The organism is Haematospirillum sp. H4485, from assembly GCF_012102745.1.
Taxonomy (GTDB): domain Bacteria; phylum Pseudomonadota; class Alphaproteobacteria; order Rhodospirillales; family Rhodospirillaceae; genus Haematospirillum.
The window spans coordinates 1-15640 of sequence record NZ_JAAVSY010000012.1 but is presented as its reverse complement, the minus strand read 5'-3'; the positions used below and the strand labels follow the sequence as shown (position 1 = coordinate 15640).

Annotated in this window: 15 protein-coding genes; 8 read left to right on the top strand and 7 right to left on the bottom strand. The window is 56.4% G+C overall.

The annotated features are described in order from the left end of the window. Positions 1-6 precede the first annotated feature (6 nt). The 4 genes from acnA to HEQ61_RS09110 form a co-directional block, all read right to left on the bottom strand. Positions 7-2685 carry an aconitate hydratase AcnA gene (gene acnA, locus HEQ61_RS09125; protein WP_168021035.1) on the bottom strand — a complete coding sequence of 893 codons (2679 nt, stop codon included), beginning with the start codon at positions 2683-2685 and terminating at the stop codon, positions 7-9. 191 nt (positions 2686-2876) lie between these two features. After that, complete coding sequence (locus HEQ61_RS09120) at positions 2877-4184, bottom strand: AmpG family muropeptide MFS transporter (RefSeq protein ID WP_168021037.1); 1308 nt, start codon at positions 4182-4184, stop codon at positions 2877-2879. Positions 4185-4393: 209 nt separating this feature from the next. After that, the gene (typA, locus tag HEQ61_RS09115; protein ID WP_168021039.1) at positions 4394-6214 is read right to left on the bottom strand and encodes a translational GTPase TypA; all 1821 of its coding nucleotides are present in this window, start codon (positions 6212-6214) and stop codon (positions 4394-4396) included. Between the two features lie 44 nt (positions 6215-6258). Further along, entirely contained in the window at positions 6259-7257 is a 999-nt protein-coding gene (locus HEQ61_RS09110; RefSeq protein ID WP_168021041.1) for an adenosine kinase, read from the bottom strand. A 205-nt stretch (positions 7258-7462) separates the two neighbouring features. On the opposite strand from HEQ61_RS09110, the gene HEQ61_RS09105 reads away from it, so the two are divergent. Beyond that, entirely contained in the window at positions 7463-8167 is a 705-nt protein-coding gene (locus tag HEQ61_RS09105) for an EI24 domain-containing protein (protein ID WP_168021042.1), read from the top strand. Further along, positions 8167-8538, top strand: a complete 372-nt coding sequence (locus HEQ61_RS09100; protein ID WP_168021043.1) for a hypothetical protein — start codon at positions 8167-8169, stop codon at positions 8536-8538. Before HEQ61_RS09105 ends, HEQ61_RS09100 begins: the two co-directional genes overlap by 1 nt. A 48-nt stretch (positions 8539-8586) precedes the next feature. Here HEQ61_RS09100 and HEQ61_RS09095 read toward each other — a convergent pair whose 3' ends face one another. From HEQ61_RS09095 to HEQ61_RS09085, 3 genes are all read right to left on the bottom strand, one after another. Continuing rightward, the gene (locus HEQ61_RS09095) at positions 8587-10290 is read right to left on the bottom strand and encodes a stimulus-sensing domain-containing protein (protein WP_168021044.1); all 1704 of its coding nucleotides are present in this window, start codon (positions 10288-10290) and stop codon (positions 8587-8589) included. Between the two features lie 41 nt (positions 10291-10331). After that, entirely contained in the window at positions 10332-11030 is a 699-nt protein-coding gene (locus HEQ61_RS09090; RefSeq protein ID WP_168021045.1) for a response regulator transcription factor, read from the bottom strand. A gap of 129 nt (positions 11031-11159) precedes the next feature. Beyond that, on the bottom strand, positions 11160-11660 hold the full coding sequence (locus HEQ61_RS09085) for a copper chaperone PCu(A)C (protein WP_168021046.1): 501 nt from the start codon (positions 11658-11660) through the stop codon (positions 11160-11162). A gap of 234 nt (positions 11661-11894) precedes the next feature. Between HEQ61_RS09085 and HEQ61_RS09080 the strand changes: the two genes are divergently transcribed. The 6 genes from HEQ61_RS09080 (at position 11895) to HEQ61_RS09055 (ending at position 15418) form a co-directional block, all read left to right on the top strand. Then, positions 11895-12530: a DsbA family protein gene (locus HEQ61_RS09080; protein WP_168021047.1), complete on the top strand. Its 636-nt coding sequence runs from the start codon at positions 11895-11897 to the stop codon at positions 12528-12530. Positions 12531-12626: 96 nt separating this feature from the next. Then, the gene (locus tag HEQ61_RS09075; RefSeq protein ID WP_168021055.1) at positions 12627-13019 is read left to right on the top strand and encodes an AtpZ/AtpI family protein; all 393 of its coding nucleotides are present in this window, start codon (positions 12627-12629) and stop codon (positions 13017-13019) included. Positions 13020-13145: 126 nt separating this feature from the next. Then, the gene (locus HEQ61_RS09070; RefSeq protein ID WP_168021048.1) at positions 13146-13880 is read left to right on the top strand and encodes a F0F1 ATP synthase subunit A; all 735 of its coding nucleotides are present in this window, start codon (positions 13146-13148) and stop codon (positions 13878-13880) included. Between the two features lie 100 nt (positions 13881-13980). Continuing rightward, positions 13981-14208, top strand: coding sequence for a F0F1 ATP synthase subunit C (locus HEQ61_RS09065; RefSeq protein ID WP_066136568.1), 228 nt, complete (start codon positions 13981-13983; stop codon positions 14206-14208). 184 nt (positions 14209-14392) lie between these two features. Next, on the top strand, positions 14393-14884 hold the full coding sequence (locus tag HEQ61_RS09060) for a F0F1 ATP synthase subunit B' (protein WP_168021050.1): 492 nt from the start codon (positions 14393-14395) through the stop codon (positions 14882-14884). Between the two features lie 3 nt (positions 14885-14887). Beyond that, positions 14888-15418 carry a F0F1 ATP synthase subunit B gene (locus HEQ61_RS09055; protein WP_168021052.1) on the top strand — a complete coding sequence of 177 codons (531 nt, stop codon included), beginning with the start codon at positions 14888-14890 and terminating at the stop codon, positions 15416-15418. The last annotated feature ends 222 nt before the right edge of the window (positions 15419-15640 follow it).

The following is a 15640-nucleotide window of genomic DNA, read 5'->3' as shown; positions in this document are numbered from 1 at the left end:
TGTCTATCAGGCGACCAGTGATCTCAGCACGTATTGTAGGATACCACCATGCCGGTAGTATTCCACCTCATCGGCTGTATCGATGCGGCATAGGACAGTGATCGTCTGTTTTGAGCCATCAGCGCGGGTAATCGTGACCTGAACGTCCTGGCGCGGTTTGATGCCGTTTCCAATGCCGATGATATCAAAGATCTCCGTTCCGTCCAGCTTCAAGGTTTTGCGGTCGGTTCCGTCCTTGAACTGCAGGGGCAGGACACCCATGCCAACCAGGTTGGAGCGGTGGATCCGTTCAAAGGATTCCACCAGAACAGCCTTCACGCCCAGCAGGTTGGTGCCCTTGGCAGCCCAGTCGCGGGATGAGCCGGTTCCGTACTCCTTGCCGGCGATGACGACCAGCGGCGTTTTCTCGGCCTGATACTTCATGGAGGCATCGTAGATGGCCATGACTTCGCCGGAGGGAATGTGCTTGGTAATGCCGCCCTCGATACCCGGCACCATTTCGTTCTTGATGCGGATATTGGCAAAGGTGCCTCGCATCATGACCTCGTGGTTGCCACGCCGGGCACCATAGCTGTTGAAATCAGCCTTGCTGACACCGTTGGCAATCAGGTATTTTCCGGCCGGGCTGTCGGTCTTGATCGAGCCAGCCGGTGAGATATGGTCCGTGGTTACAGAGTCACCCAGGATGGCCAACGGCCTTGCACCCTTGATGTCAGAGAACTTTCCGGCCCCGTCGGCAATGTTGACGAAGTAGGGTGGGTTCTGGACATAGGTGGATTTGTTGTTCCACGAATAGGTCTGGCTCTCACCGACCTTGATATCCTGCCACTGCCGCGGGCCCGCCCAGACGTCGGCATACCGGCTTTCAAACATGGCCCGGGTGACACAGGACGCAACCGTTGACTGGATTTCTGCTGTGGTTGGCCAGATATCCTTCAGGTACACAGGCTTGCCATCCGATCCTGTTCCCAAAGGCTCGGTCGTGATGTCCTTTTGCATGTTGCCCAGAAGGGCATAGGCCACCACCAGCGGCGGGGAAGCCAGCCAGTTGGCACGCACATGCGGGCTGATCCGGCCTTCAAAGTTGCGGTTACCGGACAAAACGGCGGACACCACCATTTTATTGGTATCAATCGTGGTGGCAATCGGATCAGCCAGAGGACCCGAGTTCCCGATGCACGTTGTACAGCCGAAGCCGGCAATATTGAAGCCAAGCTGATCCAGGTATTTCTGTAGACCGGCCTTTTCCAGGTAGTCCTGCACCACCTGTGATCCCGGTGCAAGGGACGACTTGACCCATGGTGCCCGCTTCAGGCCCTTTTCTATCGCCTTCTTGGCAACAAGTCCGGCCGCAATCAGAACGCTGGGGTTTGATGTATTGGTGCACGATGTGATGGCAGCAATGACAACATCGCCCTGGTTCAGCTCGTAATCCGTCCCGGGGACAGCAAAGCCCTTGCCATGGTCGGTGATGCCTTCGGCGGTCAGGACTTCCTTCAGGGCCTTGGCTGCCCCGGACAGGGCTACCCGGTCCTGTGGACGCTTCGGACCGGCGAGGGAGGCCTCTACCGTGTTCATGTCCAGTTCCAGGGTATCTGTAAAGACCGGATCCCAGTTTGGTGTCCGCCACATGCCCTGTTCCATGGCATAGAGCTTGACCAGCTCGATCTGGGATTCCGGGCGTCCTGTCAGACGCAGATAGTTGAGGGTTTCCTCATCCACTGGGAAAATGCCGCATGTTGCCCCGTATTCCGGGGCCATGTTCCCGATGGTGGCGCGGTCCGCCAAGCTCAGGTTATCGAGGCCCGAGCCGTAGAATTCGACAAACTTTCCGACCACACCCTTCTTGCGCAGCATCTGGGTAACAGTCAGCACCAGATCGGTTGCTGTCATCCCCTCGCGCAGTTTTCCGGTCAGCTTGAAGCCGACAACTTCGGGAATCAGCATGGACACGGGTTGCCCCAGCATGGCGGCTTCAGCCTCGATACCACCGACACCCCAGCCCAGAACACCCAGCCCATTGACCATGGTGGTGTGGGAATCCGTTCCAACACAGGTATCAGGGTAGACCAGCGTCCGTTTGCCTTCTTCGCCGGTCCACGCAACGCGGGCCAGATGTTCAATATTGATCTGGTGGCAGATGCCCGCCCCTGGCGGTACGGCCCGGAAGTTGCGGAACGCTTTCTGGCCCCAACGCAGGAATTCATAACGCTCTCCGTTGCGTTCAAATTCCAGGTCCATATTCTTTTTCAGGGAGTCGACTGCCCCGAAGTGGTCGATCATCACCGAATGGTCAATGACCAGATCGACGGGGGACAAGGGATTGATTTTCTGGGGGTCACCGCCAAGCCGGGTGACGGCATCACGCATGGCGGCCAAGTCAACGACAGCAGGAACCCCGGTAAAGTCCTGCATCAGAACCCGTGCCGGACGATAGGCAATTTCCCGGTCAGAGCGGCGGTCCTTGATCCAGGCGGCGCAGGCCTTGACATCATCAACGGTTACGCTGCGCCCGTCTTCATAGCGCAGCAGGTTTTCCAGCAGCACCTTCATGGAATAAGGCAGGCGGGAAATGTCACCCAGTCCGGCTTCCGACGCCGCTTTCAGGCTGAAATAATCAAATTCCTGCCCGGCAATCTTCAGGGTCCGTCGGGTCTTGAGGGTGTCGTGACCGCACAGGGGCATTGGTCGCTCCTCGGCAAAAGGGTGGCATCCGTTGGTCTTCGGAAGTCCCGCGCCTGCGCGAGAATCCCGTGCACCATACACCATATTTGCGAGATATTGTCCAGTGATGCCCCGTACCCAGACACACCCTGCCCAGCCGGGAACCCTATGAAAAGGCAAGGCTGGGCAGGGTGTTTCCGTGTATTTCCCCGTTAATCGTCGGCCATGGCCGAGACATGAATCTGGCTGTTCTGTCGTGGAAAGGCCTTCATCATCCAGAGCAGCAGTACCAGACCTGGTATTGCCGCAAGGGTAGAAATCATGAAATAAGTGCTCCACGCGACATGGTCAGCCAGCCAGCCCCCCCCTGATGCCATGAAGGTACGGGCAAAGGCCATGAACGAGCTGACCAATGCGTATTGGGTTGCCGTATAGGCAATATTGGTCAGGCTGGAAAGATAGGCGACAAATGCGGCCGACCCCATGCCGCCGGTCAGATTTTCCACGCTGATGGTTACAACCAGTGCCGGAACACTGGGACCGATCATGGCCTGGGCCACAAACACTAGGTTGGAAGCAGCTTGCAGGATGCCACACAGCAGGAGAGCACGCATTATACCATAGCGAAGCACAATGGCGCCGCCGATCAGGCCGCCGGCAATAGTCATTACAACGCCGTAGGTTTTGCTGACCACGCCGATATCAGTTTTTGTGAAGCCAATGTCGATGTAGAACGGGTTTGCCATGACACCAAGCAGGGCATCGCCGTATTTATAGAACGCGATGAAAAGAAGGACCAAGATCCAGTTTTCCCGGCGTATAAAGTCGGCAAACGGGGCAATGACCGTATCGTACATCCAGTCGCTGTTCTGGGTAACGTGGCGTTCCTGACGCATTCTCCCTTGTGGGGATTCCGGTTCCGGTACGAAAAGCGTGAACAGAAGACACCCAGCCATCAGTGCGGCCATCGATGCATAGGCGATTTGCCATCCGAAGGCATCAGCCAGAATCAGTGCCCCCGCCCCGGAGGCCATCATCCCGATGCGGTACCCAAGAACAGTGCCGCCGGCACCGGCACCGGCCATATCCTGTTCCAGGCTTTCAATACGGTAGGCATCAATCACAATGTCCTGTGTCGCCGAAGCAAAGGCGAGTGCCACCGTCCATGCGGCCGTGCCCCAAAGATAGGTTGCAGGGTCACTGCTTCCAAGGCCGGTCATGGCAACGATCAGGGCGATCTGCGAGACCAGCATCCAGGATTTCCTACGGCCCAGCCAAGAGGTCAGAAGGGGAATGCGAATATGGTCCACAACCGGTGACCACAGGAACTTCAGTGCGTAGACCGTGGATGCCCAGGAAAACAGACCGATGGCTGTCTTGCTGAGGCTGGCTTCTGTCAGCCAGGCAGACAGGGTGGCGTAAACAAGGGGAAGTGGGAGGCCCGAGGCAAAGCCCTGGACGAGGATGATCATGACCCGGCGGTCGCCATAGACTGCGACGGAGCGCCACCAGTTTTGCATACCGATATTTCCCTGACACTTTTGCAACAAGACAGCCATGGAGGAGAATTAAGGCTGTTCTGTCAACCTTCCTGTGCTCTTTTTGCGTGTTTACGGCCCTTTTTTTCGCATCTCTCGCGGGAATGGCAACCTGATCAGTGTGTTTATAGCGTATCTGGTTATTCCGGAGCCGACATGAGATGCCGTACCCCGGAATGCCCGTGTTTGTGTCAGGCGAATGTGCCGGCCTTTGCAGCCCGCTTGCGTTCGTTTGGATCAAGGAACCGCTTGCGCAGACGGATTGATTTTGGTGTCACCTCGACCAATTCATCGTCCTGGATATAAGACAGTGCCTCTTCCAGGGTCATCTTCTTCGGAGGAGGCAGGCGCACGGCTTCATCCTTGCCGGCTGCGCGGATGTTGGTCAGCTGTTTCCCCTTGAGGACATTGACCTCCAGGTCGTTGGAGCGGGTATGCTCCCCGACAATCATGCCCTCATAGACCTTGTCATTGTGGACGACAAATTGTGGGCCACGGTCCAGAAGGTTGAAGAGGGCGTACGCGACAGCTTCTCCCTTTCCATTGGAAATCAGGACCCCGGTGCGGCGGCCTTCTATGGGCCCCTTGTAGGGGGCATAGCTGTGATACAGGCGGTTCATGATGCCTGTGCCACGGGTATCGGTCAGGAATTCTGAATGATAGCCGATCAGGCCGCGTGACGGAGCCAGGAAGGTGATACGCAGTTTGCCACCGCCAGAAGGCCGCATATCGGTCATTTCGGCCTTGCGCAGGCTCATCTTCTCGACAACGGTGCCCGAGAACTCCTCGTCCACGTCCACCACGACTTCTTCGATCGGTTCCATCCGCTGGCCGTTTTCCTCGCGGAACAGGACGCGCGGGCGGGAAATGGACAGCTCAAAGCCCTCGCGGCGCATGGTTTCAATCAACACGCCCAGCTGAAGTTCGCCACGGCCGGCTACTTCAAAACTATCCTTGTCGGCACTCTCGGTAATCCGGATGGCGACGTTACCTTCGGCCTCCCGCTCCAGACGGGCCTTGATCACCCGGCTGGTCAGCTTGTCACCTTCGGTACCGGCCAAGGGGCTGTCGTTGACCGTGAAGGTCATCGCCAAGGTTGGTGGATCAATGGGCTGGGCTGTCAGTGGCGTTCCAATCTCGGGTGCGCACAGTGTGTCAGCCACGTTCGCCTTGGCCAGGCCGGCCAGGGCGATAATGTCGCCGGCTTCCGCTTCTTCCACCGGTATCCGCTGCAGGCCACGGAAGGCAAGCAACTTGGAGGCCCGGCCCTGTTCGATCAGGGATCCATCGCGGGATATGGCCTTGATGGCCATGTTGAGCTTGGCCCGCCCGGTGGCAATGCGCCCTGTCAGAATCCGGCCCAGGTATGGATCGGCTTCCAGCGTGGTAGCCAGCATGGAGAACGGAGCGTCCAGATTACGCTCCGGAGCCGGGACATGGCGCAGGATCAGGTTAAACAGGGGGGTCAGATCCTTGCGCTCATCCTTTTCCAGGTCGGCAACGGCCCACCCGTCGCGCCCGACGGCAAACAGGGTCGGGAAATCAAGCTGCTCATTACTGGCATCCAGATTGGCGAACAGGTCGAAGATTTCGTCGTGTACCTCGTCCGGACGTGCATCCTGACGGTCCACCTTGTTGATCAGCACAATCGGGCGCAGACCAAGCTTCAGGGCCTTGGACAGCACGAACTTGGTCTGGGGCAGGGGGCCTTCGGCGGAATCGCACAGCAGCACCACCCCGTCCACCATCGACAGGATGCGCTCTACCTCGCCGCCGAAATCGGCGTGGCCGGGGGTATCTACAATGTTGATGCGGTGCCCCTGCCAGTCCACGGATGTGCACTTGGCCAGAATGGTGATCCCGCGTTCACGCTCAAGATCATTGGAATCCATGGCCCGTTCCGCGACTTTCTGATTGTCGCGGAAGGTGCCGCTTTGCTTGAGCATGGCGTCAACCAGGGTCGTCTTTCCGTGGTCAACGTGTGCGATGATCGCAATATTGCGTAGGTCCATACAGGTTCCGGTCCAAAAGAAAGAAATGCGACGCCCCGGGGTGCTTACGCGGTGTTGCCCAGGCGTTGCGTGACAAAGCCGGCCAGCGAGACCTGTGGTCTCGGCCCGACGTGACTGATGCATTCTGCCGCGCATATGCCCCCGATCAGGGCACATTCAGCCAGCGGGCGCCCCCCGACCAGCCCGTGCAGGAATCCGGCGGCATACAGGTCGCCTGCCCCTGTCGTATCAACAACAGCAGGCACGGCCGCTGCGGGTACAGGAATGGTTTGGCCGGCTGTGACAGCTACAGAGCCAGCGGCCCCGCGTGTCAGCGCGGCGACTTCGACCCGGCCACGTACCTTTTCCACTGCTTCGGCGAAACTTGCAACCCCGTAAAGGTGACAAATCTCCTGTTCGTTGGCGAACAGAATATCAACGCTTCCGTCCAGAAGATCAAGAAAGTCCTGTCTGTGCCGGTCTACGCAGAAGGGATCCGAGAGCGAAAGAGAGAACTTTTTACCTGCCTTGCGTGCGATTTCAATGGCCTTCAGGATGGCCGCCTTGGCGTCGGGCTTGTCCCAGAGATAGCCTTCAACATAGGTGATACCCGAATTTTCAACTATAGAGGTTTCTATATCATCCGGGCACAACCGCGTGCAGGCGCCGAGCCAGGTGCTCATCGTTCTTTCCCCGTCCGGGCTGATCAGGACCATCGAGCGTGCGGTAGACAGCTCATCAACAAGCGGAGGGGTCTCGAAATGGGCCCCGATGGCGCGGATGTCATGGGTAAAGACCTTGCCCAGGGTATCGTTGGCGACTTTCCCGATATAGGCCACCTTGCTTCCCAGAGAGGCCAGCCCTGCGGCAGTGTTACCGGCAGAGCCGCCCGATGCCTCGATCGTTGGCCCCATTTTTTCATAGAGGGTATCGGCCTGCTTTTCATCAATCAGCGTCATGCTGCCTTTGACAAGCCCTTGTCCGGTGATAAAGCTGTCCTCGGTTTTGCACAGGATATCGACGATGGCATTGCCGATTGTCAGGATGTCAAAGCTCTGGGTCATGTCCGGGCCCCGGAAGGTTGGCGTCGCCCGCTGTCAGGGCGCATGCAAGGAGACAGGAGCCCGGCTTTCTGTTTGTCTGACAGAAAAAGAGCCGGGCCGGTGATGGACGCGAGTATAACGGGGTGTTTTGTTGCGGCAAGCGTTGTGACCATACAAGAGTGTGCTACGGTCAGGCCGTGCCGGTTTTTGTTCAAAGGGAGGCTTCGTGATTCAATCTTACCTGAAGGCCTTCAGCCAGCTGCCTGATCCGCGTTTTCGCCGCGTGATCCTGCTGTCACTATGCTTTGCTGTTATCCTGTATGGCGTTACATTCGTCGTGCTTGGCTGGGTATTCGGAGAGCTGGCAACCTTGGCTTCGTCGTGGTGGGAAACCGGTGGGGCCATTCTGGGCGGGGCAGCGGTTGTCGTTGCGTCCCTGTTCCTTTTTCCTGCCGTGTTATCGGGTTTTGTCGGCCTGTTCCTGGATGAGATCGTTACGGCGGTAGAGGCAGAGCACTACCCGACGCTGCCAGATGCCCGTCCGCAAGGTTTTCTGGAAAGTTTGGCCGGTAGTCTCAGGTTTGCGGGGCTGGCGCTGCTGGTCAACCTGATTGCTCTTCCCTTGTATTTCATACCGCCTGTCAATGCCTTTGCCTTTCTGTTGGTCAATGGTTTCCTGTTGGGGCGGGAGTATTTTGAACTGGTTGCCCTGCGCCGGTTATCCCGGACAGAGGTCTATGCCTTGTCCCGCTATTACCGGCGGCGCCTGTGGTGGGCAGGGACTTTCACGGCGGTTCTGTTATTGGTGCCTTTTGTCAATATACTGGCCCCTCTGGTGGGCGTGGCCGCAATGGTGCATATTCTGCAGGGCCTTGATATGGGGAAAGCGTTGCCCGTTGTGGTGGAAGGTCCCGGGCGGGGGGTATTTTGATGGCTTCACGTTTGGTATCACGCATCGTTCGTGGTGTTTTCTTGTTGGTGCTCGCTTTGCCCCTGGCTTGCACCTCGTCCGTACGTGAAGCCTCGACGCGTCTGCGTTCAGTGCCGGAACGCACAGCCATTGAACACCGGGATACGGTTGCGGTCGAGGCCGCCTTGGGTCATCCGGACAGGGTCCGTGTCGAGAAGCCTGCAGAGGTCTGGCAGTATATGACCAAGCGCTGTGTCCTTGATGTTACCTTCTATCCTGGTCCGGATAAGCGCCTGCGGGCTGAATATCTGGAAAGCCGGGGAGCAGACGGGGTGGCCATGGCTGTCCCTGATTGTCTGATGTCCTTTGCCGGTGAGGCTAGGGATCTTTAGTGCGTTCCTCTGGATGCGGCCCGGTGTACCGGAATGCTTGTAGGGTGATTATCCCGTGGCATCACTGAAGTCAGTACTGGCATGGAGATTGTGTTCCCTGACAGCAGATTTGGGCTTCTCACCGTCCGGCAAGGAGAGAGGGGTGGCCAAGGGCAGTGAGACGGTAAAGCGGGCTCCCATGATATTGCCGACATCGTCCATGCGGTTCTCGGCGTGGATTGTGCCCCCGTGCGAGACAACAATCTGGCGCGAGATGGACAGCCCCAGCCCGGAGTGTGAGCCAAAGGCTTCTTTCCGGGGACGTTCGCTGTAGAAACGTTCGAAGATTGCCTCTTCCTTGCCGGTGGGAATGCCGGGTCCCTCGTCTTCAACGGTTATGTGTGCCCGGTTGGCCGAAAGATGAAGGCCAAGGGTCAGCGTACTTCCCTCTGGAGAGAAGGATTGTGCATTGCCGATCAGGTTGCGCAAAACTTGTACGATCCTGTCCTCGCTTCCATGAACAATGGCTTGTGTATCATGCTCCGGCAATTCAAGGCGGATCCCGATCTTGTGTTCGTTCAGGGCGGGGGTACAGACTTCTCCCAGAATTTGAAGGAGCGGGCGCAGGGCAATAAACGTACCTTCCGTACGTGACAGTTCGGCATCAACGCGGGATGCATCCGATATATCGGAAATAAGACGGTCGAGGCGGTCAACGTCATCCTTGACGATATTCAGCAGGCGGGCTTTCTTGCAGGAATCATCCAGCCGGTCGATCGTTTCAATGGCCGAGCGTATGGATGTCAGGGGATTCTTGATTTCGTGGGCGACATCAGCGGCAAAGCGTTCCGTTTCATCCATGCGTTTGTAGAGTGACTCGGTCATGTGATGAAGAGAGACAGACAGGTCACCTATTTCGTCATGGCGTGCAGACAGGTCGGGAATCCGGTGATGCCTGCCACGCTGCGATCGAACCCGATCTGCAGCCTTGGCCAATTGTTGGACCGGGCGGGCAATGCCCCGTCCAAGGTAGGCTGAAACCAGTACTGTTACAGTCAGCGTGCTGAAGAACATGTTAAGGATGTCACGGCGTGTTCTGTACAACCCCCGTGCGACAGCCGTATCAGGACGCGATACCATGACAGAGCCAACAACGTGGCGATAAAAAGTGATAGGAGCTGCAGCCGACATCAGGCGTCTGCCGGAGGAAAGAACGCGCAGCGAAAGGCCGGTCCGTCCCTGTTCCAGAGCGTTCAGAACCTCGCTGTAGTCGCTGGCTGTCTGGTCTGCGGATTCCCGATAGTCCGGCAGACCCCGGAAGCTGTTGGCCAAGGCATTGACCCAGCCTTGCAGGAAAGAGGTACGTTCATTGTCCAGCGGTGGAAGATCTGTCATTTCTACCGCATGCTTTTTTCGCGATAGTCCTGTGCTGTCTGCAATCAGAATGCCGTCGCTGTCGAACAAGCGGACCCTGTCCCCGCTCAGGCTTCCGAGACGGATAACCATGGCGCTGGCTTCAACCCGGTCCAGCATGTGGCATGTAACCGGAATCCGGGCATCGGTGAACAGTGCGGTGTCGGCTGTTACCGCACCCTCCCCCAAGGCTGCGGCGATCAGGTCGGCATGGCCGCGCAGGGCTTCCATCTCCGAGTCCAGAAGCGCTCGCTCGTACTGGTTCAGGTACAGGATTCCGGCCACCAGAAGCAGGGGGGCAACCAGGTTGACGGCCAAGATGCGGAGCATCAGGGGTGATACCCAACGCCCCCGTGTCATTGATCCTTCTGTTGCTGTGTTATGAGGGGATGCGGCCAGAGTCAAAAGTCCCTGTATCGATATCCAACCCCATAAAGGGTTTCGATTTCGGCAAACTCGGGGTCTACGTCGCGGAATTTCCGGCGCAGCCGTTTGATGTGGCTGTCGATGGTCCGGTCATCAACGTAGATGTTCTCGCCGTAGGCCAGGTCGATCAGTTGGTCGCGGTTCTTGACGTGGCCCGGTCTGTGGGCCAGACCCTGCAGGATCAGGAATTCTGTTACAGTCAGGTCAACAGGCTTTTCCTTCCAGCTGACCATGTGGCGCGCCGGGTCCAGTACCAAGTCACCGCGCACCATGGCTGTTTCAGACGAGGTGCCTCCCGCTGTGGAAGCAATGTTGCGGCGGCGCAGGACTGCGCGAATTCGTTCCAGAAGAAGGCGCTGGGAAAATGGCTTGGTGATGTAGTCATCGGCCCCCATACGCAGGCCAAGAAGTTCGTCGCTCTCGTCATCTTTTGACGTCAGGAAAATAACCGGGATGTCCGATGTCTTGCGCAGGTGTTGCAGGAGCTCCATGCCATCCATGCGGGGCATCTTGATATCAAAGACAGCCAGATCGGGGGGGTTCTGGGTCAGGTTCCGCAGGGCCTCGGAGCCATCATGGAAGCAGGAGACCACGAATCCCTCTGCTTCCAGGAACAGGGAGACCGAGGCCACGATATTGCGATCATCATCAACAAGGGCAATGGTTGCAGTCACAGCAGAGGGCTCCTGATGGAAACGTCGACCTTGGCATGATCTGATGCCAATGTGGCAAAACTGCAGTAGCCCCTGCCAAAATCCTGTGATTTACTAAGTCCGGATTTCTGTCTGTGACAGCAGGGTGCTTCAATGCACGTGTTGTTCCGACCTGTGGCCTTGGCTGACAGAAGCAGGTGCTCCCACCGCGCGGACGACAACGGGAATTGTTATGGTACCTGCTTTCTGCATGGTCAAGGTCATTGTAAAGCTCTGCCCTTCATACAGGGGGGCCTTCAGACCCATCAGCATGATATGTAGCCCGCCGGGCATCAGGGTGACTGTGGCGCCGGCTGGAAGCGCGAGGGTATCAACAGCCTTCATTTTCATGATGTTGTCCTCATGCACGTGGGTATGTATCTCGACGCTTGTTGCGAGGGGGCCTGCGTCCGCTCCCAGCAGGGCGTCATCTTTGGCTCCCCGGTTATGCAGGGTCATGAAGACAGCTCCGTTGCGTGCCTGACCCGGCGTGGCCCGTGACCAGGCCCCTTCTGCAAGGATCGATTCGGCCTGTGCCGGCGCCATCAATGCAAGGCAGGAGAGCAGAAGAACGAGTACGGGCAGCAAGGAACGTGATCTGGATATGGTCATGGGGATGATGCTCCACGTGGCGGTATAAAAAATATCTGGCCGCTGTTTTTGTAAACCAGTGTGCATAAAAATGCACCGGCATGAACAGGAGGAGAAGAAAGCAAAGTGCTTGTGCCTGCTGACTCGTGCAAAACCACTAATCCTGATCTAGACTGGGCCGGAAATTTGCTTGTGTATAGGGCATGAGTCCGTTCTGTGCACAGTCATGAAAGAGAATTGGGAGTGGTGTTGGTCATGCGTTCTGTTCGTATCAGCCTGTTGTATTGCTTCACCCTGCTTGTGTGGGGTGTATGGGGAGGGCATGGCGTTCTTGCGGCAGACTTTGCGCTGCCGCCTGGATACCCCGAGCGGGTTCTCGGGTCCGCACATGCTCCGGTAACGCTTTATGAGTATTCGTCCCTGACCTGTCCGCATTGCGCTGATTTTCACCGTCAGACGTTACCCAAACTGAAGGCAAGCCACATTGACACCGGAAAAGTCAGGCTTGTTTTGCGTGATTATCCGCTGGATCGCCTCTCTATGGTCGGTGCCATGATGGCCCGCTGCGCCCCCGAGGCGCACTATTACAAGATTATGGAGCTTCTGTTTTCCAGCCAGCAGGCAATGGTGTCAGCAGAAAATCCTTTGGCCTTCCTGAAGCAGACAGGACGTCTGGCGGGGATGAGCGAGACTGATCTTGATGCATGTTTTGCCAACGAGTCTCTTCTGGCTTCAATCCAGCAGGTACAGGAGCGTGCCAGGGAAACGTTTGATGTGCGTTCAACGCCTTCCTTTGTCATTGATAGGGCATTGTATACAGGTGCCCTGAGTTACGAGGCATTGTCTGAGGCTCTTGACCGCGCTCTTGTTCACAAGGGTGTCTCGCGCTAGAGGGTATGCTTGACACGTTATCAGCTAAATCATATGGTGCGCCCGGTTTTCAGCCGGGTTTGCCGGCGGCTTGGTGGTATAGGCAGAGGCGTTTCGATGGATGAGAAGCAGGCTCGACATCGGGCCCTCTCGGATCTGGAAGCCCGGATTCAGTCTGCTTCCGGTGGTCGTGATGAAGACTCCGCCGGTGATCAGGCTTCGGGTCCGCGTAACATGTCCGGGCTTGGTGTGGCAGCCAGGATCAGTGTCGAGATGGTTGTCACAACCTTGGTCGGTACGGCTCTTGGTTGGTTTGTAGATGGCTGGCTCGGTACGCGTCCGTGGCTGATGATTATTTTTATGTTCTTGGGTGGCGCAGCGGGTATCAGTAATGTGTACCGCGTTGTGAGGGGGCTTGATGATGGAGTTGGTCTTGGTCGCGCCATGCGTCATAAGGATACCTCCGCAGATGGCTCCGGACATAACCAGGATAGGCACCATGAACGGTAGGCCGGGGTAGCCCCCGATCCTTCCCGGTTTTTTTGGTGTCGGTCAATGATAGCGTGAAGTCCCTGTCGGTCCTGTTGCCGGTTGTGGGCTGTTTGGCAGGTTCTTGAGGATAGCAGAGGAAGTGCGGTGGCCAGTCCTGTTGAGCAATTTACGGTAAAGCCGATAGTTCCCGTTGTTTCTGACGGTGGAAACTTGCCTTTTTACGCCTTCACAAATTCAGCAGCTGCGATGGTGGCAGCTGTTCTTGTGGCTCTTGTGTTTTTCTGGCTTGCGACACGCCGTCTTTCTTTGGTACCCGGTCGCTGGCAAGGTATTGGTGAGGTGGCCTTCGAGTTTGTCGCCAACATGATCCGGGAAAATGTCGGACGTGAGGGAATGCGGTATTTTCCTTTCATCCTGACGCTCTTCCTGTTTGTGTTTCTTGGCAACATGCTTGGAATGCTGCCGTACTCCTTTACATTTACCAGTCACATTGCCGTTACGGCAGCGCTGGCCATCGTGATCTTCCTGGCTGTTACCGTGATTGGGTTTGCCCGTCATGGTCTGGGTTATCTGCACATGTTCTTTCCGCATGGTGCACCGCTGGCAACCGCCCCGATCTTGATCCCGATTGAGCTGATATCTTACCTTTCCCGTCCGTTCAGCCTTTCTGTCCGTCTTTTTGCCAATATGACGGTCGGGCACATCATGCTGAAGGTGCTTGCAGGTTTTGTCGTTGCTCTTGGCATAGTCGGTGGCTTTGTTCCTTTCGTCGTCGTTGCGGGTATTACGGTTCTCGAATTTTTTATCGCCGGGCTTCAGGCGTACGTCTTTACCATTCTTGCCTGCATTTACCTCAATGATGCGATAAACATGCATTGACCTCAGTGTAGTGCTGGTCGCCCCGCATGCTGTGTGTGGGGTGTAGGACAGGATTTTCCTGAAAGTTTTCAACAGTTCTTTTCATCAGAGGAAGAGAAAGATGGAAGTTGCAGCTGCTAAGTTTATTGGTGCCGGTCTGGCCGCAATTGGCATGATTGGAGCCGGTATCGGTGTGGGTAATATTTGGTCCAGCCTGATCGCAACGGTTGGTCGCAATCCGTCGGCCAAGGCAAGCGTTGAGCTGTATGGCTGGATCGGCTTTGCTGTGACCGAAGCGATTGCCTTGTTTGCCCTTGTTGTGGCACTGATCGTTTTGTTTGCTGGCTGAAGCAGGCATGTGCGTTCTTCTCCGCTTGCGTGGCCTGTTGTGGACCACGCATTCGGGGGAGGAAGCGTAAAGAATGCGGGTCCGCTTGTGTAGCTACCCGCTCAGAAAGGCAGGAAGAAGGCTCAGGGCCGTGTCTGCTATCTGATATTTCCTGTTCGCGACCAGACCGTGGAGCTTGCTGCGTATGCCGCAATTTGAACCATCCACTTTTGCGTCCCAGCTGTTCTGGCTGGCGGTGACATTCACACTCCTGTACATCTTGGTGTCGCGGTATGCGATCCCGAGGCTCGGCGAGATTATGGAACAGCGCCAGAGAACAGTGGAAGACGATCTTGACCGTGCCAAGCAGCTGAAGGCTGAGACAGAGACGTCTATTCGTGCCTATGAAAAGGCACTGGATGATGCCAGGTCCAAGGCGCAGGATCTCCTTCGTCAGGCTCAGGAAGAAGTGACACGCCAAGCTGAAATCAGGAACCGCGAGGTAAGCGTTCGACTCGCCGCGCAGATTCGTGATGGGGAAGATCGCATAGCCAAGGCACGCGATGCCGCCTTGGTATCCGTCCGGGATCTTGCATCTGTTGTCGCTTCAGATGCTGCAACGAAGTTGTCTGGTGTGGCGTTTGATGCTGAGCGGGTTCGCTCTGCTGTTGCTGATGCTGTCAAGGAAGGTGACTGAATTATGATATCCGCTGCTTACGCAGCTGGTGACGCAGTTCACCATGCTCCTTTTTATGCGACCCCCGAGTTCTGGGTTGCAATGGCTTTTGTTTCTGTTGTTGCTTTTGCCGTGCGCCCTGTTTTCAAGGCCGTGGTATCTGCCTTGGATGCCCGATCTGTTGCTATTCAGGCCAAGCTTGATGAGGCCCGCAGCTTGCGTGAAGATGCTCAGACTCTTCTGGCTGATTATCAGCGCCGTCAACGCGATGCCTTGAAAGAGGTCGATGCGATTTTGCGTCATGCGACTGAAGAGGCTCAGCGCCTTAAAGCTGAGTCAGAAGAAGTGTTTGAAAGGAGCGTGTCCCGTCGTGAACAGCAGGCTCTTGAGCGCATCAAGCTTGCAGAACACGCTGCTTTGTCTGAAGTACGTGGCATGGCTGTGGATCTGGGCATAAAAGCGGCAGAAACGTTGATTGTTAAACACTTGAATGACGCGGCAGCCAGTTCCTTGGTCGATGAATCGATAAAAAGTGTGCTGATTAAAATGCATTGAGACTTTGTTTCCGGATCGTGTGTGATCAACGGACGGACTGTTAAAACACAGTCCGTCCGTTGTCTTTTTGAGTCCGGAATCCGTGTAGCCCTTGAATTTTTTTTGTTTTGTTTAAGGAATTGTGTTGACGATTTTTGGATTGGGGCTTAGAAGGTGCGTCCCGACGCTGAGGGACTGGTTTTTCTGGTTTTGTTGGTGTCTGGTGCTGTTTTACAGAGTGAA